Origin of the sequence: Tropicibacter alexandrii, assembly GCF_003667315.2 — a bacterium.
Classification (GTDB): domain Bacteria; phylum Pseudomonadota; class Alphaproteobacteria; order Rhodobacterales; family Rhodobacteraceae; genus Tropicibacter; species Tropicibacter alexandrii.
Window position 1 is genome coordinate 14,639 of sequence record NZ_RCTZ02000023.1, and the last position, 22,418, is coordinate 37,056.

The 22,418-nt window shown below is 64.4% G+C and carries 16 protein-coding genes; 8 read left to right on the forward strand and 8 right to left on the reverse strand.

Annotated features, from left to right (window positions below):
* The first annotated feature begins 12 nt into the window (after window positions 1-12).
* Genes D8Z78_RS20600 through D8Z78_RS20610 form a run of 3 tightly spaced genes read left to right on the forward strand, consistent with a single transcriptional unit; the run spans window position 13 to window position 3,628 of the window.
* Window positions 13-483, forward strand: coding sequence for a DUF2271 domain-containing protein (locus D8Z78_RS20600; protein WP_121632494.1), 471 nt, complete (start codon window positions 13-15; stop codon window positions 481-483).
* A gap of 12 nt (window positions 484-495) precedes the next feature.
* Window positions 496-2,703, forward strand: a complete 2,208-nt coding sequence (locus D8Z78_RS20605) for a PepSY domain-containing protein (protein WP_121632496.1) — start codon at window positions 496-498, stop codon at window positions 2,701-2,703.
* Window positions 2,684-3,628: an FAD:protein FMN transferase gene (locus tag D8Z78_RS20610; RefSeq protein WP_121632498.1), complete on the forward strand. Its 945-nt coding sequence runs from the start codon at window positions 2,684-2,686 to the stop codon at window positions 3,626-3,628. Before D8Z78_RS20605 ends, D8Z78_RS20610 begins: the two co-directional genes overlap by 20 nt.
* Before the next feature lie 22 nt (window positions 3,629-3,650).
* Here D8Z78_RS20610 and D8Z78_RS20615 read toward each other — a convergent pair whose 3' ends face one another.
* Both D8Z78_RS20615 and D8Z78_RS20620 read right to left on the reverse strand, forming a co-directional pair.
* Window positions 3,651-5,135 carry a pyridoxal phosphate-dependent decarboxylase family protein gene (locus D8Z78_RS20615; RefSeq protein ID WP_240672203.1) on the reverse strand — a complete coding sequence of 495 codons (1,485 nt, stop codon included), beginning with the start codon at window positions 5,133-5,135 and terminating at the stop codon, window positions 3,651-3,653.
* A 176-nt stretch (window positions 5,136-5,311) separates the two neighbouring features.
* Complete coding sequence (locus D8Z78_RS20620) at window positions 5,312-6,397, reverse strand: PLP-dependent cysteine synthase family protein (RefSeq protein WP_121632558.1); 1,086 nt, start codon at window positions 6,395-6,397, stop codon at window positions 5,312-5,314.
* Window positions 6,398-6,523: 126 nt separating this feature from the next.
* Between D8Z78_RS20620 and D8Z78_RS20625 the strand changes: the two genes are divergently transcribed.
* Window positions 6,524-8,074, forward strand: coding sequence for a winged helix-turn-helix domain-containing tetratricopeptide repeat protein (locus tag D8Z78_RS20625; RefSeq protein WP_164933040.1), 1,551 nt, complete (start codon window positions 6,524-6,526; stop codon window positions 8,072-8,074).
* Between the two features lie 140 nt (window positions 8,075-8,214).
* Here the strand turns inward: D8Z78_RS20625 and D8Z78_RS20630 are convergent, their stop codons facing one another.
* From D8Z78_RS20630 to D8Z78_RS20650, 5 genes are read right to left on the reverse strand one after another with little or no spacing between them, the layout of a single operon-like run.
* Window positions 8,215-9,543 (reverse strand): sigma-54-dependent transcriptional regulator, encoded by a 1,329-nt coding sequence (locus D8Z78_RS20630; protein WP_121632502.1) that lies wholly within the window; start codon window positions 9,541-9,543, stop codon window positions 8,215-8,217.
* Window positions 9,540-11,279: a sensor histidine kinase gene (locus tag D8Z78_RS20635; protein WP_121632504.1), complete on the reverse strand. Its 1,740-nt coding sequence runs from the start codon at window positions 11,277-11,279 to the stop codon at window positions 9,540-9,542. Before D8Z78_RS20635 ends, D8Z78_RS20630 begins: the two co-directional genes overlap by 4 nt.
* 4 nt (window positions 11,280-11,283) lie before the next feature.
* The gene (locus D8Z78_RS20640; protein WP_121632506.1) at window positions 11,284-13,281 is read right to left on the reverse strand and encodes a TRAP transporter permease; all 1,998 of its coding nucleotides are present in this window, start codon (window positions 13,279-13,281) and stop codon (window positions 11,284-11,286) included.
* Window positions 13,278-13,715 (reverse strand): DUF1850 domain-containing protein, encoded by a 438-nt coding sequence (locus D8Z78_RS20645; protein ID WP_240672204.1) that lies wholly within the window; start codon window positions 13,713-13,715, stop codon window positions 13,278-13,280. Before D8Z78_RS20645 ends, D8Z78_RS20640 begins: the two co-directional genes overlap by 4 nt.
* Before the next feature lie 47 nt (window positions 13,716-13,762).
* Complete coding sequence (locus D8Z78_RS20650; RefSeq protein ID WP_121632509.1) at window positions 13,763-14,749, reverse strand: TAXI family TRAP transporter solute-binding subunit; 987 nt, start codon at window positions 14,747-14,749, stop codon at window positions 13,763-13,765.
* Between the two features lie 463 nt (window positions 14,750-15,212).
* Between D8Z78_RS20650 and D8Z78_RS20655 the strand changes: the two genes are divergently transcribed.
* The 4 genes from D8Z78_RS20655 (at window position 15,213) to D8Z78_RS20670 (ending at window position 22,028) form a co-directional block, all read left to right on the forward strand.
* The gene (locus tag D8Z78_RS20655; RefSeq protein WP_164933041.1) at window positions 15,213-17,024 is read left to right on the forward strand and encodes a sensor histidine kinase; all 1,812 of its coding nucleotides are present in this window, start codon (window positions 15,213-15,215) and stop codon (window positions 17,022-17,024) included.
* Window positions 17,021-18,364: a sigma-54-dependent transcriptional regulator gene (locus D8Z78_RS20660; protein WP_121632513.1), complete on the forward strand. Its 1,344-nt coding sequence runs from the start codon at window positions 17,021-17,023 to the stop codon at window positions 18,362-18,364. Before D8Z78_RS20655 ends, D8Z78_RS20660 begins: the two co-directional genes overlap by 4 nt.
* A 214-nt stretch (window positions 18,365-18,578) precedes the next feature.
* Window positions 18,579-19,568 carry a TAXI family TRAP transporter solute-binding subunit gene (locus tag D8Z78_RS20665; protein WP_121632514.1) on the forward strand — a complete coding sequence of 330 codons (990 nt, stop codon included), beginning with the start codon at window positions 18,579-18,581 and terminating at the stop codon, window positions 19,566-19,568.
* A 147-nt stretch (window positions 19,569-19,715) separates the two neighbouring features.
* Window positions 19,716-22,028 carry a TRAP transporter permease gene (locus D8Z78_RS20670; RefSeq protein ID WP_121632517.1) on the forward strand — a complete coding sequence of 771 codons (2,313 nt, stop codon included), beginning with the start codon at window positions 19,716-19,718 and terminating at the stop codon, window positions 22,026-22,028.
* A 48-nt stretch (window positions 22,029-22,076) separates the two neighbouring features.
* Here D8Z78_RS20670 and D8Z78_RS24745 read toward each other — a convergent pair whose 3' ends face one another.
* Window positions 22,077-22,253, reverse strand: a complete 177-nt coding sequence (locus D8Z78_RS24745; protein WP_164933042.1) for a hypothetical protein — start codon at window positions 22,251-22,253, stop codon at window positions 22,077-22,079.
* Window positions 22,254-22,418: the final 165 nt, after the last annotated feature.

Genomic DNA, 22,418 nt, shown 5'->3' on the forward strand with positions numbered 1-22,418 from the left:
AGGATAGACCCGATGAAATCCCTTCTCTCGACCCTCGTGCTGACCACGGCGCTGACGATGCCCGGCCTTGCCATGGCGCGGCAGGTCACCCTGACCACCAACCTCAAGACTTACGGCGGCGATGGTGCCTATCTTGCGCTCTATGTGACGGACGCCTCCGACACCTATGTCGGCAGTCTCTGGATGGCTGGCGGAAAGTCGAAATATTACAAACACCTGACCGGATGGTATCGCGCCACGGGGGGCGATACCGCGCAGGTCAACGGGATCACCGGCGCCAGCGTCGGCGCGGGCCGGTCGCTTGAGATCACGCTCGATCTGGCCGATGCCCTGTTCGATGCGGGCTACACGCTGCATATCGACGCCGCTGTCGAGGATATGCGCGACAGCCCGAACGAAGTGTCCGTGCCGCTGACCACCGACGGGGTGGGAACGCCCGTGACGGGGCGTCGCTACATCGCCGATTTTACCTACGACATGTAAGGGGATCGGGCCATGATCCGTGCACTCCATCGCTGGCCGGGTCTTCTGGCCCTTGCCCTTGTCTCGGCGCTCGCGCTCAGCGGCGCGGCGCTGTCCGTCTTTCCTGCGGCGGATCGTCTGACCGCGCCGCAGGCCGAGGCGGGCCTGACCGTCGCGCAATTGTCCGAGCGTATTCAGGCGGTCTATCCTACGGTCGAACAGATCCGGCGCGCGCCCTCGGGCCGGATCACCGCCTATTGGTTCGACAACGACACCCCCGGTGCGGCGATCATCGACCCCGCCACGGGGCAAGGCGCAGGATCGGCCGATCCCAACCCGGTCGAGCGTTGGCTGACCAATTTCCACCGCGCGCTCTTGCTGGGCGACGGGGGGCGTCTCGTGATGGCGGCGGGGGCCTTGGCGATGTTGGTCCTGTCGGTCAGCGGCGCGGCGCTGGTGGCGCGGCGGATGGGCGGCTGGCGGCATTGGTTTGCGCCGCTGCGTGGGACCGTGCCGGGCCGCCTGCATGTGGAACTTGCACGGGTCGCGGTGGTCGGTCTGGTGCTGTCCTCCGTGACCGCCCTTTGGATGGTCGCCGTCACCTTTGAAGTGATCCCGGAAAACGCCGCCATGCCGGAGTTTCCGGCAGAGGTCAGCGGCGAGACAGGCATCGCCCTTGCGGATATGGCGGTGATCGGCACCACGCCGGTGGCCGCGCTGCGCGAGTTGAGCTTTCCCTATCCCAACGATCCGACCGATGTCTTCACGCTTCGGACAGATCAGGGCACCGGGTATCTCGATCAGGGCAGCGGGGCGCTCTTGGCGTGGGCCGATCTGTCCCTGTGGGAACGGATTTCGGAAACCATCTACATGCTGCATACCGGCCAAGGGGCGGCAGCACTTGGGCTTGTGCTAGGCGTCATGGCGCTAGGCGTGCCAGCGATGGGGGCCACGGGCTTTCTCATCTGGCTGTCCGGGCGGCGCGGACGCCCCCGCATCCGGGGCAACGTGGCCGCAGGCCGGGCCGAGACCATCGTGCTGGTCGGCAGCGAAGGCGGCAGCACGTGGGGGTTTGCCGCGACGCTGCACGCCGCGCTGACGCAGGCCGGGCAAAGCGTACATGTCGCGCCGATGTCATCCTTCGATCCCGCCCGCTATGGCCACGCCGAGCGGATGATCGTGCTGGCCGCGACCTATGGCGACGGCGATGCGCCCGCCTCGGCCAAGGGGTTTCTGGATCGGCTGGACGCGCTTGACCGAGCACCGGACATCCCGCTCGCCGTGCTTGGGTTCGGGGATCGCAGCTTTCCGGCCTACTGCGCCTTTGCCAAGGCCGTCGCGGCGGCAGCACAGGCCAAAGGCTGGCCCGGCCTCATGGGCATGGACATGATCGACCGCCAATCGCCGCAGGACTTCGCGCGCTGGGGGCGTGACCTCGGGCAGGCCATGGGAATCGCGCTCGACCTGATCCATCACCCCGTCTTGCCCAAGACCGAGGCGCTGACCCTGATCGCGCGCCGCGACTATGGCGCAGAGGTGCAGGCCCCGACGGCGATCCTGCGCTTTGCGCTGCCGCGTGTTTCGCTGTGGCAACGGCTGACCGGCCAAGGCTTTGCCCGGTTCGACGCAGGCGATCTGATCGGCATCCTGCCCGAGGGCAGCCCGGTGCCGCGCCTCTATTCGCTCGCATCCGGCCGCCGCGATGGGTTTGTCGAAATCGTGGTCAAGAAGCACCCCGGCGGCCTGTGTTCGGGGCAGCTTGCGGCGCTGGAACCCGGCGACACCGTCACCGCCTATCTGCGCCGCAATCCCGGGTTTCGACCGCGCCGCGACGCCACCCCGTTGATCCTGATCGGGGCGGGCACCGGGATCGGGCCGCTGGCGGGTTTCGTGCGCGGCAACGCGCGGCAGCGGCCCATTCACCTGTTTTTCGGGATGCGCCATCCAAGCAGCGATTTCCTCTATGGCGAGGCGCTGCGCGACTGGCAGGACAAGGGTCTGCTGACCCGGCTGGTCACGGCGGTCTCGCGCGAGGCGAAGCCGCAATATGTGCAGGACGCGCTGCGCGGCGACGCCGCCCAAGTGGCCCAGCTGATCCGGGACGGGGCCCGCGTGATGGTCTGCGGCGGGCGGGACATGGCCGCTGGCGTCACCGATGCCTTGGCCGAGATACTCGCGCCCTCCGGGCTGACCCCGGCGACCCTGAAAGCAGAAGGACGGTATGTCGAAGATGTCTACTGAACGCACGCGCCACGCGCTGAACGGGGCGACCATGGGCACGCGTTGGTCTGCGCTGTATTTTGCGGCCCCGGGCCACGACCCGGAGCCGGTTCGCGCCGCGCTTCAGGCCGCCGTGGACGCGGTCGACGCCCAGATGTCGACTTGGACCGCGACCAGCAACCTGATGCGCCTGAACGCAGCCCCAGTCGGCACATGGGTCGCGGTGCCCGAACAGCTTCGCGATGTCTTGCGCCTTGGGCTGGAGATCGGGCGCGCCTCTGGCGGTGCCTTCGATGTCGGCATGGGGGACGCGGTGACTGCTTGGGGCTTTGGGCCGCAAGACGCCGCGCCGGACCGCATCCGTGAGGCAATGTCCACCGACCGTCAGCCCGCGCACACGGTGTTGGAGATCGGTGAGACCGATGTCCGCAAATCCGCGCCGCTTGCGCTTGATCTGAACGGCATCGCAAAGGGATACGGCGTGGATCGGCTGGCCGACACCCTGCGCGACCATGGGATCGAGAATGCGCTGGCGGGGATCGACGGCGAAATGCGCGCGCTCGGGCTTCGGCCCGACGGGCAAGCCTGGACCATCGCGATCGAGGCACCGGACCCGGATCGGCGCGCGGCGCAGGCCATGCTCGCGCTGGAGCAGGCCGCCGTGGCGACCTCGGGCGACTATCGCCACTGGGTCGAGGTGCAGGGCCGCCGCCTGTCGCATACGATGGACCCGAAGCGCAGGGCCCCTTTGCTTGCCTCGCCCGCCTCGGTCACCGTGGTGGCGCGTAGCTGCGCGGAGGCCGACGCATGGGCAACGGCGCTGATGGTGCTGGGGGTCGAACAGGGATCAGCGCTTGCACAGGCGCGCGGTCTGGATGCGCTGTTCCAGATGCGGGACGCCCGTGGAGAAATCCAAAGCAGGGGTGTTGGACGCCTGTTCGGTTGAAAGGCTGAAAGGGTCGGTCGGTTCACGCGTCGCCCGCAGCGCCGACCAAGGCCATTTCGGAACCGAGCCGACGCACCTCGTGGACCAAGATGTCGATATCTTCGTCCTTGGTGCGGTGGTTGCATAGTGCGACGCGCAGGCAGTGTCGGCCACGGATCGTGGTGTCAGAGAGGATGGCGATACCGCTTTCTTGAATACGCAGCATGATTTCGGTGTTGTGGGCGCGCAGATCGGCTTCACGCATGCCATCGGGCGCGTGGCGAAAACAGACGACGCTGGTTGCAGTCGGCGCCATCCGTTCCAGATCGGGCGCGGCATCGATCAGCGCCGTCAGGCGAGCGGCCTGCGCGATGTTGCGGTCGAGTATGCGTCCAAAGCGTTCGACCCCGTGATGGCGCAGCATCATCCAGACTTTGAGCGCCCGGAAACCACGCGTCGTTTCAAGACCGTAATCGTGCAGGAACTCGGTCGCCGCCAGACCGCGCGTCGCCACCTGCAGGTACTCGGCGCTTTCGGCAAAGGTCGCGCGATGGACATTGCGGTCGCGCAGCAGGGCACATCCCACGTCGAAAGGCGCGTTCAGCCCCTTGTGCAGATCGAGGGCGAGCGAGTCCGCCCGTTCGATCCCCGCCACCAGATGCCGACTGGATGGCGCGATGGAGAACAGAGCCCCGATACAGCCATCCACATGAAGCCAGAGCCCCTCGTCCCGGCACAGGTCCGCGATCTGGGGCAAGGGGTCTATCGCGCCCGTGTTGGTTGTGCCTGCGGTGGCGATCACGCAGGCGGGGCGCGCGCCGCGTTGGCGGTCGGCCTCGATCGCGCTGCGCAGCGCAGCAAGGTCCATGCGAAACGCGTTATCCGTGGCGACGCGCGTCAGCGCGCTGCCGCCAAGGCCCAACAGGTTCATCGCTTTCATGTGACAGGAATGCACCTGATCCGAGGCATAGAACCGCAGCGGCGCGGTGATGTCGGCGACGCTGCGGGTATGCAGGTCCACCCCCGCCATCGTGTTTCGCGCCGCCATCAACCCCACGATATTGGCCATCGATCCACCGTTGACCAGCGTCCCGCTGCCGCCCTCGGGAAAGCCCATCATCTGGCGCAGCCAGTCCGTGACCTGACGGTCCACTTGGTTTGCGCCGGTATCGCCCCCGCCAAGGTTTGAGCCGTCGATGGCCGCGAGAAAATCCGCCAGCGCGCCGGTCAGGCAGCCTGCCCCCATGTACCAAGCCCAGAACCGCGGATGGATATTGCCCATGGCGTGGGGGTAGAGTTTGTGCTTCACGTCGGCATAGACCGCCTCCAGCGGGGCCGGGCCTGTAGGCGGCGGGCCACGAAACCCTGCCTTCATCGCATCCGGCATCGGTTGCCAGACCGGCGCGTCGCGCAGCCCTTGCAGGCGCGAGATGGCATCGTCCACCATGACATGCGCCAATCTGCGCATGTCCTCCCAATCGCCGGGATCAAGGCTGTCTTCCGTATCGATCTGCGTATCGTGCGCCATGGTTTGCCGTCCGTTTCATTGCGCAGCGGGCCCGCCTGTTGCCGGGCGGTCCAGTTGCGACGGGTTTCAGTCAGGGGAAAGCCGTATGACCACGGTTGCGCCGAGCGGCAGGATCATCACCCCGCATGCACTTCATGCAGAGGTCGTTACGGCTTCTCCCTGTCTTGCTTCGATATTTACTCGGCGGCCATCCGGTATCCGGGCGTCGAGTCGGACAGGGCGCGTTCGTCGTCATCCATGTCCTCCGGGATATCCGCGAATAGCGGGGTCGACAGATAACGCTCGCCGGTATCGGGCAGCATGGCGAGGATCACAGCGCCCCGTTCCGCCCGTTCCGCCACCTGCATGGCAATGGCGAAACTGGACCCGCCAGAGATTCCGGTCAGGATCCCTTCTTGCGCGGCGAGCTTCTTGGCCCATGCGATCCCGTCCGCCCCGGCCACCGGGATCAACGCGTCATAGCCCCCCTTGTCCAAAGCCTCCTGCAGGACAAGCGGGATGAAGTCAGGCGTCCACCCTTGGATCGGATGCGGCTCGAACGCAGGGTGGCTGCCTGCGGGCGAGCCGTCAGCGCCACGGTCCTGCGCGACGCCGCTGGCGATCAACGCGGCATTTGCCGGTTCACTCAGAATGATCTTCGTCTCCGGACGTTCCTTGCGCAGCACACGCGACAGCCCTGCGACCGTGCCACCCGTACCGAAGCCGGTGACGACGTAATCCAGCCTGTCGTCCTTGAAGTCGTTGATGATCTCGCGCGCCGTGGTCGTTTCGTGGATGTCGGCATTGGCAGCGGTCTCGAACTGGCGGGCGAGGAACCAACCGTGCTTTTCCGCCAGTTCGGCCGCCTTGCGATACATGCCGGTGCCTTTCTCGGCGCGCGGCGTCAGCACCACCTTTGCGCCCAGCATCCGCATCAACCGCCGCCGCTCGACCGAGAAACTGTCGGCCATGGTCACGACGAGCGGATAGCCCTTCTGCGCACAGACCATGGCCAGACCGATGCCGGTATTGCCGCTGGTCGCCTCGACCACGGTTTGGCCCGGTTTCAGCGTGCCGTCGCGCTCTGCCGCCTCGATGATGTTCAGCGCCAACCGGTCCTTGATCGACGCCGCCGGGTTGAAGAACTCGGCCTTGACGTAAAGCCTGACACCCTCCGGCGCGAGGTTGTTGATGCGGATCACGGGGGTGTCGCCGACAGTGTCGAGCACGGACCCGAACAGGCGGCCCCTCCCTTGGGTCCTGCGGATGGTCTTGGCGGTCATGGCAATCTCCCTTTGTTCGGTCATTCGCTTCGCATTTCGCCATCTTGGACCCGTTTGGCGGTGAAACGCTTGATGCCGATCTGAAGATTTCATGCAGAAATGCCCAAAACTGGGCTATGCTGGATCATGGCTTGGCTTTTCGGTGATCACCGGCTCGACCCGGACCTGTTCGAACTCACCTGCAAAGGGGACGTTGTGCATGCCGAGCCACAGGTCTTGGCACTGATCATCCACCTTGTCCGAAATCGCGCCCGAATGGTCAGCAAGGACGAGATCGCCAGCACCGTCTGGCCCGACCGTGCCGTATCGGATGCCAGCATCGCCAGCCGGATCCGGTCGGCGCGGCAGGCGCTTGGCGATGATGGCTGCGCGCAGGCCGTCATCCGCACGATCCACGGCAAGGGCTTTCGGTTCGTGGCCGAGGTCAAAGAGGCCAGCCCAGCCCTGCCCCACCAAACCCGGCCTTCGGACGCCGACACCGGCGCCGACCTGTCCCGCCCCTCGGTTGCGGTCCTGCCCTTCCGACCGCTCGGCGCATCACCCGAAGTCACGATCCTCGCAGAAGCCATTCCGCACGAGATCATTCAGGGGCTTTCGCGCCTGCGCTGGATTTCGGTGATCGCACGCGGTTCGTCGTTTCGCTTCCGCGAAGGACGGGGCGATCTGGATCTGGTCGGCACGGCGCTGGGCGCAGGCTATGTCATGACCGGAGTGATCGAAAGTCTGGCCGGCACGGTCGCCGTGGTTCTCGAACTGGCCGATGCCAGCCGCGGCGAGGTGATCTGGGCCGACCGGCTGACCGCCCCCATGGACGGGATCGAGGACTTGCGGCAGCGGGTCGTCGCGCAGGTCGTGACCGCGCTCGACATGCACGTGCCGCAAAACGAGGTGCGCCTTGCATCGCAGACCGGCTCGGACCGGCTGGATGCATGGAAGACCTTTCACCTCGGATTGACCCAGCTTTACCGGTTTACACCCGACGCAAATCAGGTCGCAAAGGGGCATTTCGAGCGCGCGATCGCGCTCGACCCGCGATTTGCACGCGCGCATGCGGGCCTGTCGTTCACACGGTTCATCGACGCGTTCCTGCATCTGGGGCCCAGTGACGCGGAGGCCGCCAGTGCCGCCAGACGCCATGCCGAGCGTGGCATAGAACTGGACCCGATCGACCCGTTCACGCATTATACGATGGGCCGGTCCTACTGGCTGACCGACCAGCCCGAGATCGCCAAGGGGTGGTTCGATCGCGCCATCGAGCTGAACCCCAACTATGCCCAAGGCTTTTACGCCAGCGCCTTCACCGCGCTGATGACCGGCGACATCAAGACGGTGGATGCGGGGCTTGATGCAGCGCTATTACTCAGCCCGCTGGACCCGCTGCTCTACGGAATCCACGGCGTGCGGGCGCAGGCGATGATTCAGGTCGGAGACTTGCAGGCCGCTGCCCGGCTGGGCGACCGCGCGGCCTCCACCCCCGGCGCGCACTACCTCATCTCTATGGTGGCCGCGGTGGCCAACGGGCTGGACGGGCGCTACGAACAGGCCCATCGCTGGCGACAGGACGCGCGTCGGCGCAAACCGGATGCCTCCGCCGCCCAGTATTTTGCGGCCTTCCCGATCCGCAACGAAAAGGCCCGGCACCAGATCGCGGAAGAGCTGAAACGGCAGGGATTCTGATCGGTGATTTTGAGAGCGGTGTTGTTGAACAAGAGGACCTATCTGCGGATGACCGAAGGGGCACCAAATGCGGCAGCATCCGGTCCCATGCGATCATAGCGATGGCCGGATCGGCGTTTCATGGCGATGCCGGAGTTGCATCAGGTGGCGTCCGGCTCGCGTTCGGTATCCGACGATATCCCGTATCGGCGCATCTTGTCGTTCAGCGTGCGTCGCGGCAGCCCGAGCGTTTGCGCCGCGCGCAGCGTATTGCCCGCATGCGCATCGAGAACGGCTGAAATCTCCCGCGCCTCGAAGTCGGCGACGCGGTCCGCCAGTGTCATCGGAACCGCCTTGGGTGGGCCGCTGCCTTCGAATTCCACCAGCCCGAGGGCAAAGGCCTCTGCGCTCGATTTCAGCTCGCGGACATTGCCGCTCCAGGCTTGCCGCTTCAGTTTCTGCGCTAGCGCCCATGGCAGTTTGGGGGCCTCGCGGCCATAGCGGCGGGCGGCCAGTTGCGCGTAGTGGGCGAAGATCAGGGGGATATCCTCGCCCGCTTCGCGCAGGGTCGGAGTCGTCAGTTCCGCCGTCGCCAGCCGATAGAACAGGTCCGGGCGGAAGCCGTCGAGCAGGCGCAGGTTCGTCTTTGTCGTCGCGATCACCCGCACGTCGAGGCTCCGGGTCACGGTGTCACCCAGACGTTCGAAGCTGCGCTCCTGCAAGACCCGCAACAGCTTGGCCTGAATGGCGATTGGCATGGTTTCGACCTCGTCGAGCATCAGGGTCCCGCCCTGCGCTGCCTCCAGCTTGCCGACGCGGCCCGCCGCATCATGCGCCAGCACCCCCTCGGCATGGCCAAACAGGATCGTCTCTGCCATGGATTCCGGCACCGCCGCGCAATTCAGCGCCACGAACGGCGCCTCGGCGCGGTTGCTTGCGGCGTGGATGCCGCGGGCGGCCAGTTCCTTGCCGGTTCCCGTCTCGCCGGTGATGAGCACGTCGATATCGACCGAGGCCAGCACCGAGATGCGCTTGCGGAATTGCTGCATCGCGCGGGATCGGCCAAGGATGCTGTCCTCGGCGCGCTCGGCCAGAACCTGTTGCAGGCGCGCGACCTCGTTCCGCGTGGCCTGCGCCTCCAGCGTACGGCGGATCACGGCGAGCAGATGCGCGGAGTCATACGGTTTTTCGAGAAAGTCCTCGGCACCGGCGCGAATGGCCTCGACGGCATGGCCGACATCGCCGTGGCCGGTCAGCATAACGACCGGCACGCCCAACTTGCGCAGCCTAAGCTGCCTGAGGAAGGCCATGCCGTCCATGCCGGGCATGCGAAGATCGCTGATCACGAGATCAGGCTGGTCCGCCATCGCGTCGAGTGCATCCTGCGCCGCGCCGAACGTCTGCACATCATATCCGGAGGCGTCGATCAGATCGGCAAGGGCCGACAGGTGATCTGCATCATCGTCGACGATGAAGATGCGGGCGGTCATGCGGCTTCTGCTCCGTTCGGCGTCGCCAAGGGCACGAGGACAGTGACCTGTGTGCCCTGGCCGGGTGTGGACTCGATCGACAGCGAGCCCTGGAAATCGGACAGGATCGCCTTGCAGATCGCAAGCCCCAGCCCAAGGCTTTCGCCGCTGACCTTGGTCGAAAAGAACGGTTCGGTGACATTGGGCAGGTCGGCCTCTGAAATGCCCTTGCCCGTATCCGTGACGCAGAGCCGCGCGATCCCGTTCTCGGTGGTCAATGTGACGGTGATCTGCGCATCAGGCACACCGGCAACCGCGTCCAGCGCGTTCAACAGCAGGTTGGCCACCACCTGTTCGATCCGGACAACCCCCGCCACGACCTCGATCTTGTCCTCCGGCGGATGGAAGACCGGGATCACGCCGACGGCACGCGCCCGAGGTGCGACCAGTTCCAGCGCCGAGACAACCGGCGCGCCAAGATCGATCAGTGAGCGTTCCGCCACGTCCTTGCGGGCAAAACTCTTCAGGTGCTTGGTCGTGCGCTGCATGCGGCGGATCAATCCGCGCGCCTTGGCCAACCGGCTTGCGGTGGCGGCATCGGAGGCGTCCAGACCCAGTTCCGCCGCCGAAAGCGTCGCCTCCATCGCGGCAAGAGGTTGGCTGATCTCATGGACGATCGCCGTGGACATGCGGCCAAGCGCGGCCATCTTCTCGGTATGCACCAAGGCATCCTGCGTGGCGCGCAGGTCGATTTCCACTTGGGTCCGGGCCTCCACTTCGCGCGCCAGATCGGCGGTCCGGGCGCGAACCATGGATTCCAGCGCCTCGGCTTGCGACAGGCGCAGCGCGACGATCTGCCGGCGCTGGTCGCGGGCCTTGACCATGCCGATCAGGGCCAGCGTCGCCAGCATGGCCAGCACCGCCGCCCCGAAGGCCATGAGTTGCAACCCGCTTGTGTTCCTCGCCGCGATCACCTGCCATCCGGTCGAGGGCATCGTGGCGATGCGACCGATCCAGCCGTCGCCCGTTGCATCGCCGCCATCGGGCGGTCCGGGCAGCAGCGGCACGGCGGCGGCCAGATCCTCGCCCGCGAAGGCCCGTGTCGTGGCCAGTTGTTCCAGCACGTCGGGGCTCAAACCCGTGAGCGGACGGTATTCCCAATCGGGCCGGGCCGACAGGAACACGACGCCATGCGGATCGGCAAGGGCGACATCCGCATCCGCCGTCCGCCAGACGGTCTGCAAGGGGCGCAGGTCCATCTTGACGACCAGCACGCCGCGCGCGCCCTCCGCCTCGATCCGCGTGGCGAGGAAGTAGCCCGGCACACCGGTGGTGACACCGATGCCGTAGAATTGCCCCTTGCCTAGGGTCATGGCCTCCTTGAAATATGGGCGGAACCCGTAGTTCTGGCCGACGAAGCTGCTCGGTCGGTTCCAGTTCGACGCCGCGATCGTGTCGCCCTGCGCGTCGATCAGGAACAGGTCACCCGCCTGCGCATGGGCGGCGACCGTTTCCAGATAGATGTTGGCCTCCTGCAAGGCGCCGGTTCCGGCAAGCGCCCGGCGCACACGCGCGTCTTCGGCGGCAACAGAGGGGAGCGAGCGCAGCCGCTCCACCTCTGCCTCGACCGCGCGTTCGGTCAAAAGCAGCCTCTGGTCCAGTTGCGTGCGCGCCGCGCCAAGGACGAGATTCTGCATGAGCAGCCAAACCAGACCGCCGACAAGCCCCGCGATGAAGAAAGGCCGCACGAGGGTCATGCGCTCAGCCGCCCGCAGCGCCCTGTGCCCCGGTCAAGGCTCTGTCCCGTCGCGCCTGCACCCAGTTCATCCCCAGCAGGCCCACGACCAGCGCAAAGCCTACGCCCTCGACGATCAGGTCGGGCCAGAACAGGGCAACGACCCCCGGCAGCAGAAGCACACGCATCCAGACCGGCATCGGACCCCACAGGAAACCTTCGAGCACCGCAGCGAAAGCCACGAGCCCAAGGATCGCAAGAGCGCCACCCCACAGGACGAAAAGCACCGGCCCGCCAATGATGATCTGTTCGTTGAAAACCATGAAAAGCGGGATGAGGTAGAGACCCTTGGCGTATTTCCATGCCTGAATGCTCGTCTCCATGGGCTTCGATCCGGCGATGGCGGCACCGGCAAACCCCGCAAGTGCCACGGGCGGGGTCACGTTACTGTCCTGAGAATACCAGAACACCACCAGATGCGCGATCAAAAGCGGAATGCCGAACTGTTCGGTCAGCGCGGGACCGACAAGGATGATGAGCACGATATAGGCCGCCGTCACCGGCAGACCCATGCCCAGAACGAGGCTCGCCAGCAGGACGAGGATCAGCGCGAGGACGATGTTGCCCCCGGAAAAGGCGATCATCATGGCCGAGAACTTCAGCCCGAGACCGGTAAGACCGACGACCCCCACGATGATGCCCGCGACAGCGCAGGCCACGGAGACCGCCACCGCGTTGCGCGCACCGAGGTCGAGCGCCTCAAGCGTCAGGGCGAGACCGCGTTTGCACAGCGCGACGAACCCCGACACCGTCGGATCGGACTTGGCGAAGGTCCAGAGCGCCCGCGCCGAGGCTGCCGCGATGATCGAAAGGATCGCGTAGAACCCCACCCGCATCGGCGAATAGCCCGCGACCAGCAGCGCCACCAGCGCGACCAGCGGCAACAGGAAGTGCCAGCCTTCGGCCAGCACCTTGCGAGTGTCGGGCAGGTCCTCGGCGGCAAGGCCCGTCATCCCCTGCTTGACCGCCGCGATATGCACCAGCAGGTAGACCGTGCCGAAATACAGCACCGCCGGAAAGATCGAGATCAGGACGATATCGACGTAAGGCACGCTGGTATATTCGCTCATCAAGAAGGCACCGGCCCCCATCAAAGGCGGCATGATTTGCCCACCGGTGGAGGCCGCCGCCTCGATCCCGCCCGCCTGCGCAGGGCGATAGCCGAGCTTCTTCATCAGGGGGATGGTAAAGGCGCCGGTCGTTACGACATTGGCGATGGCCGAGCCGGAAATCGACCCCATGCCCGCGCTGGCGATCACCGCCGCCTTGGCCGGGCCACCGCGCTGCTTGCCCGCAGCGGCATAGGCGAGGTCGATGAAGAACTTGCCCGCGCCGGTCACTTCGAGAAACGCGCCGAACAGCACGAAGACAAAGACGAAGGTCGCCGCGACGCCCAGCGGAATGCCGAAGATGCCTTCGGCCCCCAGCGTCATCTGGCTGGCCAGACGCTCGATGGAATAGCCGCGATGATTGAGGATGCCGGGCATCCAATCGGCGAGAAAGGGCAGCTCTCCGCGGTTGCCCGCAAAGGCATAGACGATGAAGAACGCCCCGATCAGCGTCATGCCGAGGCCCACGGCACGGCGCGCGGCCTCCAGCACGACAAGCATGGTCACGACCCCCATGACGACGTCCTCTGTCCGGGGGAAGACCTGATTGGCGATGGTGTCGATGTTCAGCGGCACCCACGCACCCGCGCCAATGCTCAGCACGATCAGGGTGCCGTCGATGATCCATCCCGTCACGCCGCGCGCGCGATCCTTGCCGAAGGCGGGATAGATCAGGAAGCACAGCACAAGGACAAAGCCAAGGTGAATGGGTCGTTGGAAGAACAGGCCAAGCGGCTGCAAGCCTGCCGTATAGAGTTGAAACAGCGACAGCGCGATGCCGATCACCGTGATGGCACGCGCAACCGTTGTGGGTTGCACGCGCGGGACAAGGGGGTCGTCAGAGGTCGAAGTCATCGGTTCTGAATCCTTTCAAGCGCGATCCGCACCCTTTCGTGCGGCGCGACCGCCGACAGGGAGACGATGCTGTCTCCGACCTGAAGGCGGTGGTTCACGGGACCGGCACCGGGGCGCAGAATATAGGCGTTCCCCGGGACCGGCTCATCGATGTCCAGAATGAAGTAGCCGCCTTGCCCGTCCGTCACCTGTCGTCCGCGACCGGGAATATGGTCGAGGCCGGCGGCGAAATCGGGAAGATGCGCGTGGACAAGGACCATTCGGCCCGCCCGGTTCTGGTAGCAGTCGGACACCGGAAAGCCCTTGACCGAATGGTTCCACAGAACGCACCACTCGGCCCCTTCGGGGACATCCAGCCGGGCAAGTTCGGTTCCGTCTTCAAGCGTGGCCGTCAGCGCATCCGCCCCTGCCGGGACCGGCAGCAGCAGCGTCAAAAGGAGAAAAGGGAGCCGTCCGACTCCCCTTCCCCATATCGCACCGGTCATGGGCGCAGCTTGTCCGGGATGCTGGCGCCGATCTCTTCATAATAGCGGATCGCGCCGGGATGCAGCGGCACGGGGGTTGCCGACAGCGAGAACTCCACAGTCGTCTCGCGTGCAGCCGGATGGACCGCTTGCAGCTCTGCAATGTTCTCGAACATCGCCTTGGTGATGCTGTAGGCCATGTCATCCGACATCTCGGACGAGACCGTCAGCACGTTGGGAATGCCCAGCACGGTGATGTCTGCGTCGACGCCGGTATAGCTGCCGCCGGGCAGGGTTGTCCGGGCAAAGGTGCCGTCTTCGGCCACTGCCGCGTCCAGCTGTTCTTCGGTCAGAGCGATGATCACGATATCCTGCGTGGTCGCGAGGTTCATGATCGACGAGGTCGGCGCGCCCACGGACCAGAACCCCGCATCGATATCGCCGTTCGACAGCGCGTCGGCGGTTTCGTTGAAATTCAGACGCTGTTCGTCGATGTCATCATAGCTGATGCCGTTCGCCGCAAGGATCGCGTTGGTGTTCACCTCGGTGCCGGACCCTGGCGCGCCGATCGACACGCGCTTGCCGCGCAGATCGTCGAGCGAGGTGATGCCCGAGCTTTCCAGCGCCACGATGTGCACCATGTTGGCGTAAAGCGACGCGAGGCCCCGGATCATCGGCAGTTGCTGCCCGTCGAAACGGCCGGTGCCGGAATAGGCCTGCGCCACCGTATCGGCCAGCCCGATGGCAAGGTCCGCGTCGCCCGTGGCGATCAGGCCCATGTTCTCGACCGACGCGCCGGTGACTTCGGCGGTCGCGGAATAGCCGTCGATATGCGTGTTGATGATTTCGGCCAAGCCACCGCCCATCGGGTAATACACGCCGCCGGTCCCGCCGGTCGCGATGGACAGTTGCTGTTGCGACAGTGCGGGCGCCGCAAGGCCGATGGACAAGGCAACGGCTGCGCCCAGCAGGCCAAAGCTTGGGTGTTTTACGGATTTCGTCATGGTCTTCCTCCCTTATCGGGCCGATGGCCCAAGAACTCTCCCGACTCCTTTTCGAGATGGGGGAAAGCTACGGGGTCTCGCGGGGCAGATCGGCCAATTTCCGGGGCGGTCAGCGCATCTCGTCGCAACAGACCGCCAAGCCCGGGGCAGAAATTCGCCAGACCTTGCACCGTCGGTGCATGACATCGGTGGCCCGGGGCCATGGACAGAGTCATGCTTGGGCACCGAACGGGCCAATCTTTGGCGCCGCGTGACACGTCGAAGAACGGCTCGCCACGCCGCAGACCACGCGGTCGGTCATGCCAGCCCCCCAGAACAGCGCGTGATGCGGCGTCGTCTCACTGCACAGGGATACAAGATGTGCTTGTCACAACGGGCAATTGACCGCAGACATTAGGACATGACTCCCACGCCCTTAAGCCACACACCTCTCAAACAACCGGGACGTCGGTTCGCTGTTGGCGTGGCTGGCGTCGTCGGGGCGCTGTTCACAGCGTTTGCCCTTTTGTTTCCGCTTCTGGAGCGCGTTTACCTCGCGCAGCTTGCCGAAAAGGAAGCGTCGACGCTGACCTTGGCCGTCGAAGGTTTGAACGGGTCTTTGCAGAGGTTCGAAGCCCTTCCCGGGCTGATCGCCGAACGGCCTGAGGTGAACGCCGCCTTGCAGAACCAGTCGGATGACGTGCTGTTGTCTGAGGTCAACACCGAGCTGCAACGCATCGCCGACGAAGTCGGATTGTCGGATATCTTCCTGATCAATGCCGCTGGAACGACCATAGCGGCCAGCAACCATTGGAAAGAAAGGTCTTTCGTCGGGCGGAATTTTCAGTTCCGGCCCTATTTCGTTCAGGCATTGGCGGGTGAAAGAGGCCAGTTCTTTGCGCTTGGGACGACATCGGGCGAACGCGGATACTTCTTCGCCGAGGCGGTGCGGGACGGTGCCGACGTAATCGGCGTGTTGGCGGTCAAGTTCACCTTCGATGCGTTCGAAGACGCATGGCGCGCGGGCGATAACGTGGTCGCCGTCAAGGACGATGACGGCGTGGTGTTCATTTCCAACCGAAGCGAGTGGCATTTCGGGAGCTTTGCCCCCCTCACCGATCTCGCCCGCGACCGGATCGAAGCCACGCGAAGATACCCTTTGGATGCGCTGCAAGTGCTGGAAAACACGCAAACACCGTTCAATGGCGATTTGATCCGCGTGACGATCACCGGCGAAGACGGCCAGACCGACGACTTTGTCGCGCAATCCCAAGCGATCGCAGATGCGGGTTGGGTGGTTTGGCTGTTCACCCCGGCCGGACCCGCTTGGAACAGGGCCATGGGCACGATTGCGACAATTGCCCTGCTGATGACGTTGATCGGGTTGGTGGTGATCGTCGTCCTCCAGCGTCGTCTGCAATTGCAGGAACGCATCGCTGCCGCCCTGTCCATGCAACAGGAACTCGAACAGCGGGTCGCGCAGCGGACCGCAGAGTTGCAGGCCGCCAACCGCAACATCATGCAAGAGATCGAGGAACGCCGCAGTGCGGAATTGCGCCTGCGCCAAACACAAACTGAACTGGTTCAGGCGGGCAAGCTCGCCGCACTCGGGCAGATGTCTGCGGCCCTGAGCCACGAATTCAACCAGCCGCTTGCCGCCGTGAAGTCCTTTGCACGCAATTCGCTCGCATACCTTGATCGGGACGAGGCCGACAAGGCACGCCAGAATATCGGCATGATCGACACTATGGTGGATCGGCTCGTCGCGATCTCGACCCACTTGCGCAACTTTGCCCGCCGCCCGGGCGAGCGCACGGAACCCGTGCTGCTGAACGAAGCCATTTCGAGCGCCCTGGCCATCGCGGAACCCAAATTGCGCGCGGCCAATTGCGCCGTGAACTGGACCGCGCCCGACGAACAGGTTTGGGTGTTGGGCGGGCAGGTCCGCTTGCAGCAGGTCTTTGTGAACCTGCTCAGCAATGCCGTGGATGCCATGGCGGACGTGCCCGAGCCAGAGATCGAAATGTCGCTCGAACAGGAGGCGGGGCAGGTTCATGTCAGAGTGCGGGACCACGGGGCAGGCATGACCGAGGCCAACATCGCGCAGCTGTTCGATCCGTTCTACACGACCAAGGAACCCGGACAGGGCATGGGGCTTGGCCTGTCGATTTCCTACAATATCGTGCGTGACTTTGGCGGCAGTCTGTCGGGCAAGAACCATCCCGATGGCGGGGCCGTGTTTTCCGTCTCTTTGACGCAGTCCGACGCGCCCATGGCCCGAAAGGCGGCGGAATGAGTGAAACCGGCACGGTCCTTTTCATCGACGACGAAGAGCCACTGCGCATTGCAGGTCAGCAAACGCTGGAATTGGCGGATATCGAATGCCGCCCTTTTGATCGCGCGGAACCTGCGTTGGAACGGATTGATCGGGACTTTGCCGGTGTAATCGTCACGGATCTGCGGATGCCGGGGATGGGCGGCGCGGCGTTGCTGCACGCTGTCTTGCAAAAGGATGCGGAGCTTCCGATCATCCTGATCACCGGACATGGCGATGTAGAGCTTGCGGTGTCGATGATGCGCGACGGCGCATATGATTTCATCCAGAAACCGTTCGAGCCGGAACGCTTGGTCGACGCGGTTCGGCGGGCGCTCGCCATGCGCAGCCTGACGCTTGAAAACCGGCGCTTGCGGTCGCAGATGCAATCGCAGCTTACGACGCAGGACCGGTTTCGGGGCGCAAGCGAAGCCACGAAACGGTTGCGCAAGCAAATCAGCGACATTGCCGTGACGGATGCCAATGTGCTGATCGTAGGGGAAACGGGCACGGGCAAAAGCCTTGCGGCGCAGGCCCTGCACAGCGACAGCGCGCGGGCCGACAAGCCGTTCATCACCGTCAACTGCGCCGCTTTGCCGGAAGGCGGGATCGAAAGCGAATTGTTCGGCCATGAAGTCGGCGCCTTTGCCGGTGCAACGCGGGCGCGGATCGGCAAATTTGAACATGCGCGGCGCGGCACTCTGTTCCTCGATGAAATCGACAGTCTCCCCATGGCAACGCAGGGCAAATTGCTGGAAGCCGTGGAAACCGGGATAATCCATCGACTGGGGTCACATGATCCGATCCATCTGGATGTGCGGTGCGTCGCAGCCACAAAGACCGATTTGGAAAGCGCCGTCGCAGACGGCAGGTTTCGCGGTGATCTGTTGTACCGGCTGAACGTCGTCACCTTGCGCATGCCCTCTCTTGCCGCACGCCGCGAAGACGTCCCCGTGCTGTTCCTGACCTTCGTCGGGCAAATCGCGGACAGGTACGATGTGCCCGTGCCCCACGTGCCCGGGGCCACGCTGGATGCCATCGCCGCACGGGACTGGCCCGGCAATGTCCGCGAGTTGCGCAACGCCGCAGAGCGCTTCGTGCTGGGGTTGCCCGATCAGAGCGACCTTGCCGCCCCTACCTCTGGTACCTTGGCCGAACGGTTGGCAGAGCACGAACGCGCCTTGATTGCGGCCAGCCTGACGGCCCATGGCGGTCGCCTCAAGGACACGTACGAGGCTTTGGGAATCTCTCGCAAAGCGCTGTACGAAAAGATGGTGCGCTACGGTTTGGACCGCGACAGCTTCGCCAACCAGCAGGTTTGACGGACGACGACATGCGCACATGGGTCGTCAGCGACCCATGAATTCGGCGCAATGTTCCCTTGGCGACCCATCGCACGTGTGAACTTGAAAAAATCCGGAAAATCCACGCCCGACGGCGTTGGAGCAATCATGATTCCCGATCAGACCTCTGTGGACCCGTCTTCTTTGCATGGCGGGGATGCACAGGAGACATACCTTTTTGGGAGGAAAGTTCATGACTAAAGTATCCGGAATTACGTTGGCCGTTGCCGTGGCCATTGCAGGCGCGGCGCAAGCCGAAAGCCACGTCGACCGCTCCGGTTGGCCGGACAGCTTCACCGTGGGCACCGCGTCCCAGGGCGGCACGTACTTCGCATACGGCTCGGGCTGGGCGAACCTGGTTGCAGAAGAGCTGGGCATTTCCGGCGGTGGCGAAGTCACCGGTGGCCCGATGCAGAACATGGCGCTGGTCCACACCGGCGACGCCCAGTTCGGCATGACCACGATGGGCCCCGCCGCTGAATCGCTGGCCGGTACGAACCCGATCGCACCCGGCCTGCAGATGACCAACGCCTGCGCCATGTTCCCGATGTACCAGACACCGTTCTCCGTGACGGCGCTGTCCTCGTCGGGCATCACATCCATCGCGGACATCCCGGCGGGCGCCCGCATCGGGTTCGGCCCGGCTGGCTCCACCTCGGACACCTACTTCCCGCGCATGATGGAAGAGCTGGGCGTCGAGTTCGACCGTCGCAATGGCGGCTGGTCCGACCTTGGTGGTCAGCTTCAGGATGGCCTGCTGGACGTGATCGCATTCGCAGCCGGTGTTCCGGTTCCCGCCGTGTCCCAGCTCGAAGTCCAGACCGAAGTGAACATCATCGAGTTCACCGAAGACGAGCAGGCCAAGATCATGGCAGCCTTCCCGGTGTCCCAGTTCGACATCGCAGCAGAGACCTACACCACGCTTGAGGCCCCTGCCCGGTCCGTGTCGATGTGGAACTTCGCCATCGCCAACTGCGACCTGCCCGAAAGCTTCGTGAAGGCCGTGGTCGACGTCGTCATGTCCGACAACGAGCGCATGCAGGGCATCCACCGTGCGGCCCGCTCCACCCTGCCGGAGCATTGGGACAAGAACACCGTCATGAAGTGGCACCCCGGTGCGGCGGCTTGGTTCACCGAGAACGCGGGCGCCGAGATCCCGGCCGAAATGATCTACGGCAACTGATCCACGACCGGCGGCGCGCTGATATCGGCGCGCCGCCACCCATTCAGACCTGTCGGCGGCGCTCATGGAGCGCCCGATTGGTTGAAAACTCACACATTCAGCAATGTGCCACCGTCCTGTGCGGGTCGTTGTGGCAGGGAGGGGACAATGGTTCACGAGGCTACGAAAGCCGATGATGACCTGATCGCCGAGGGCGTCGACGAAGAGCCGATTGAGCCAAATCGGCGCTTGTTCGATGGCTGGCGGCTTCAGCTGATCGCGGGCATTGGCGCACTTTATGCGCTGTTTCACATGGCAGCACTCAACGGTGTCTCGATTTCGTCCTACACGGGCGTGACCATTCCGCTGCTTCCACAGTTTCCGATGGAGACGTGGAATTTCCGCATCTTCCACATCGCGGGCGCCCTCGCCTTGGGCTTCCTGATGTACAACGCGATGGTGTTCTCGGACAAGGAAGAGACCGGCACCAAGGGACCTTGGGACAAGATCTCTTATCTGCTGATGATCCCCGCCATCGCCTCGCTTGGAGTGGCCTTCTATTTCGCCTCCGTCATCGCGGGCGGCGATCTGCCCCAGATGGGTGGCCTGACGACATGGCCCGCCTTTGCGGGCACGCCGATCTACAATCAGGAGGTCTGGTATTACGGCACGCCCCTGCTTATCGCCACGTTCGGCGGCATCGTCATGGGCTGGCTGGAACGCGCCCCGCGCAACAGGTTCCGCGCCTCCGACATCCTGCTGGCAATCTGCGGCTTCGCTGTCGCGGTCTACCTGATCGCGATCTACGGCACCGCCGCCCGCAATTCCGTCGGCACGCAATTCGTGCCGATCGGTGTCGCCTTTGCCGCCACGGCAGGGTCGGCGCTGATCCTCGAATTGACCCGTCGCGTCGCGGGCCTCGCCCTCGTGATCATCACGGGCGTCTTCCTCGTCTATACCTTCACCGCGCACTTGCTGCCCGGCATTCTGGCGGTTCAGAAGGCCTATGACTGGCAGCGGTTCTTCGGCTTCGTCTACACGGATGCGGGTATCCTTGGACCGACCACGGCGGTGTCGTCGACCTATATCATCCTGTTCATCATATTCGCGGCCTTCCTTCAGGCCTCCAAAGTGGGTGACTATTTCATCAACTTCGCCTTCGCGGCGGCAGGCCGTGCGCGGGGTGGCCCGGCGAAAGTGGCGATCTTCGCCTCGGGCCTCATGGGCATGATCAACGGCACCTCGGCGGGTAACGTCGTGGCCACGGGCTCGCTTACGATCCCACTGATGAAAAAGGTCGGCTACAGGCCGCAGACCGCAGGCGCGATCGAGGCCGCCGCCTCCACCGGTGGGCAAATCATGCCGCCGATCATGGGCGCGGGTGCCTTCATCATGGCCGAAATCACAGGCATCCCCTATCAGGAAATCGCCATCGCGGCGATCATCCCCGCGATCCTGTATTTTGTTTCCGTCTACTTCATGGTCGACCTCGAAGCTGCGAAGCTGGGCATGCGCGGCATGCGCGAGGAAGAGCTGCCAAAGCTCGGCAAACTGGCCCGTCAGGTCTATCTGTTTCTGCCGATTATCATCCTCATCGTCGCTCTCTTTGCAGGGTATTCGGTCATTCGGGCCGGCACTCTGGCCACCATCGCGGCGGCCGTGATCAGCTGGATGCCGGTGCTCATGGTGCGGTTCTTCCCGGGTAGCCTGCCCGAGGCAGCCGTCTCTGGCATGGGTCCGCGTCAAATCTGGCGCGCGTTCGAACTGGCCGGTGTCATGTCGATCCAGATCATCGCGGTCTGTGCCTGTGCTGGTATCATCGTGGGCGTGATCTCGTTGACGGGTGTGGGCGCCCGCTTCTCGGCGGTGCTGCTTGATCTCGCAGGTGTCAGCCAGCTTCTGGCGATGTTCTTCGCCATGTGCATCGCCATCCTGCTGGGCATGGGGATGCCAACGACCGCCGCCTACGCGGTTGCGGCTTCCGTGGTGGCTCCGGGTCTGGTGCAGCTGGGCATCCCGCAACTGACCGCGCATTTCTTCGTGTTCTACTTTGCGGTCGTCTCGGCGATCACACCCCCTGTTGCCTTGGCCAGTTACGCAGCGGCAGGCATCTCGGGCTCGAACCCCATGTCCACCTCCGTGGCCAGCTTCAAGATCGGGATTGCGGCGTTCATCGTGCCTTTCATGTTCTTCTACAACTCGGCCTTGTTGATGGACGGCACGTGGTACGAAGTGGCCCGCGCCGGTGCGACGGCAGTCTTCGGAGTGTTCTTGTTGTCGGGCGGTGTCCAAGGCTGGTTCATGGGCCAACGTTCGGCATGGTTCATCCGTCTGGCGCTGATCGTCGCTGCGTTGTTCATGATCGAAGGTGGCCTGATCACCGACGTGATCGGCATCGGCGCCGTGGTCTCGGCCTATCTGGTGCAAAAGCTGTTCCGCCCCGATCCAAATGCGCCCATCCCGGTGCGGGGAGCAGATTAAACCAACCCAAGGGCCGCCCATTCGAGGCGGCCCTTTTTTGTGCCCGGTCTATGCATTTTTCACGCGCATAAGGCCAATCGTGAGCGGTGTGCCGGTCACATCTTGGCGTCTGACGGCAGCGATGTCGCTTTGCATGTGCCCTCCAGCGATGGCCTCCGGGGGTCTTGTCATCCATGCGTGCGGATCGATCGGCGTGTCGTGGAGTTCAGTCCTGACATCGGTCATGAACAGCACCTGAAATCTGGCGCAGCCCCAAGCCATTGATACGAATAAATCTTTTCTCTTTGCGTATCCCGAGCCTTGCTCGAATTTTATGCATTTGATGCGCCGTGGCGCCCTGAGGCGTTAGAGGAAATTTAAGTGGAAGGACCCAGACTTCACAAGCTCACA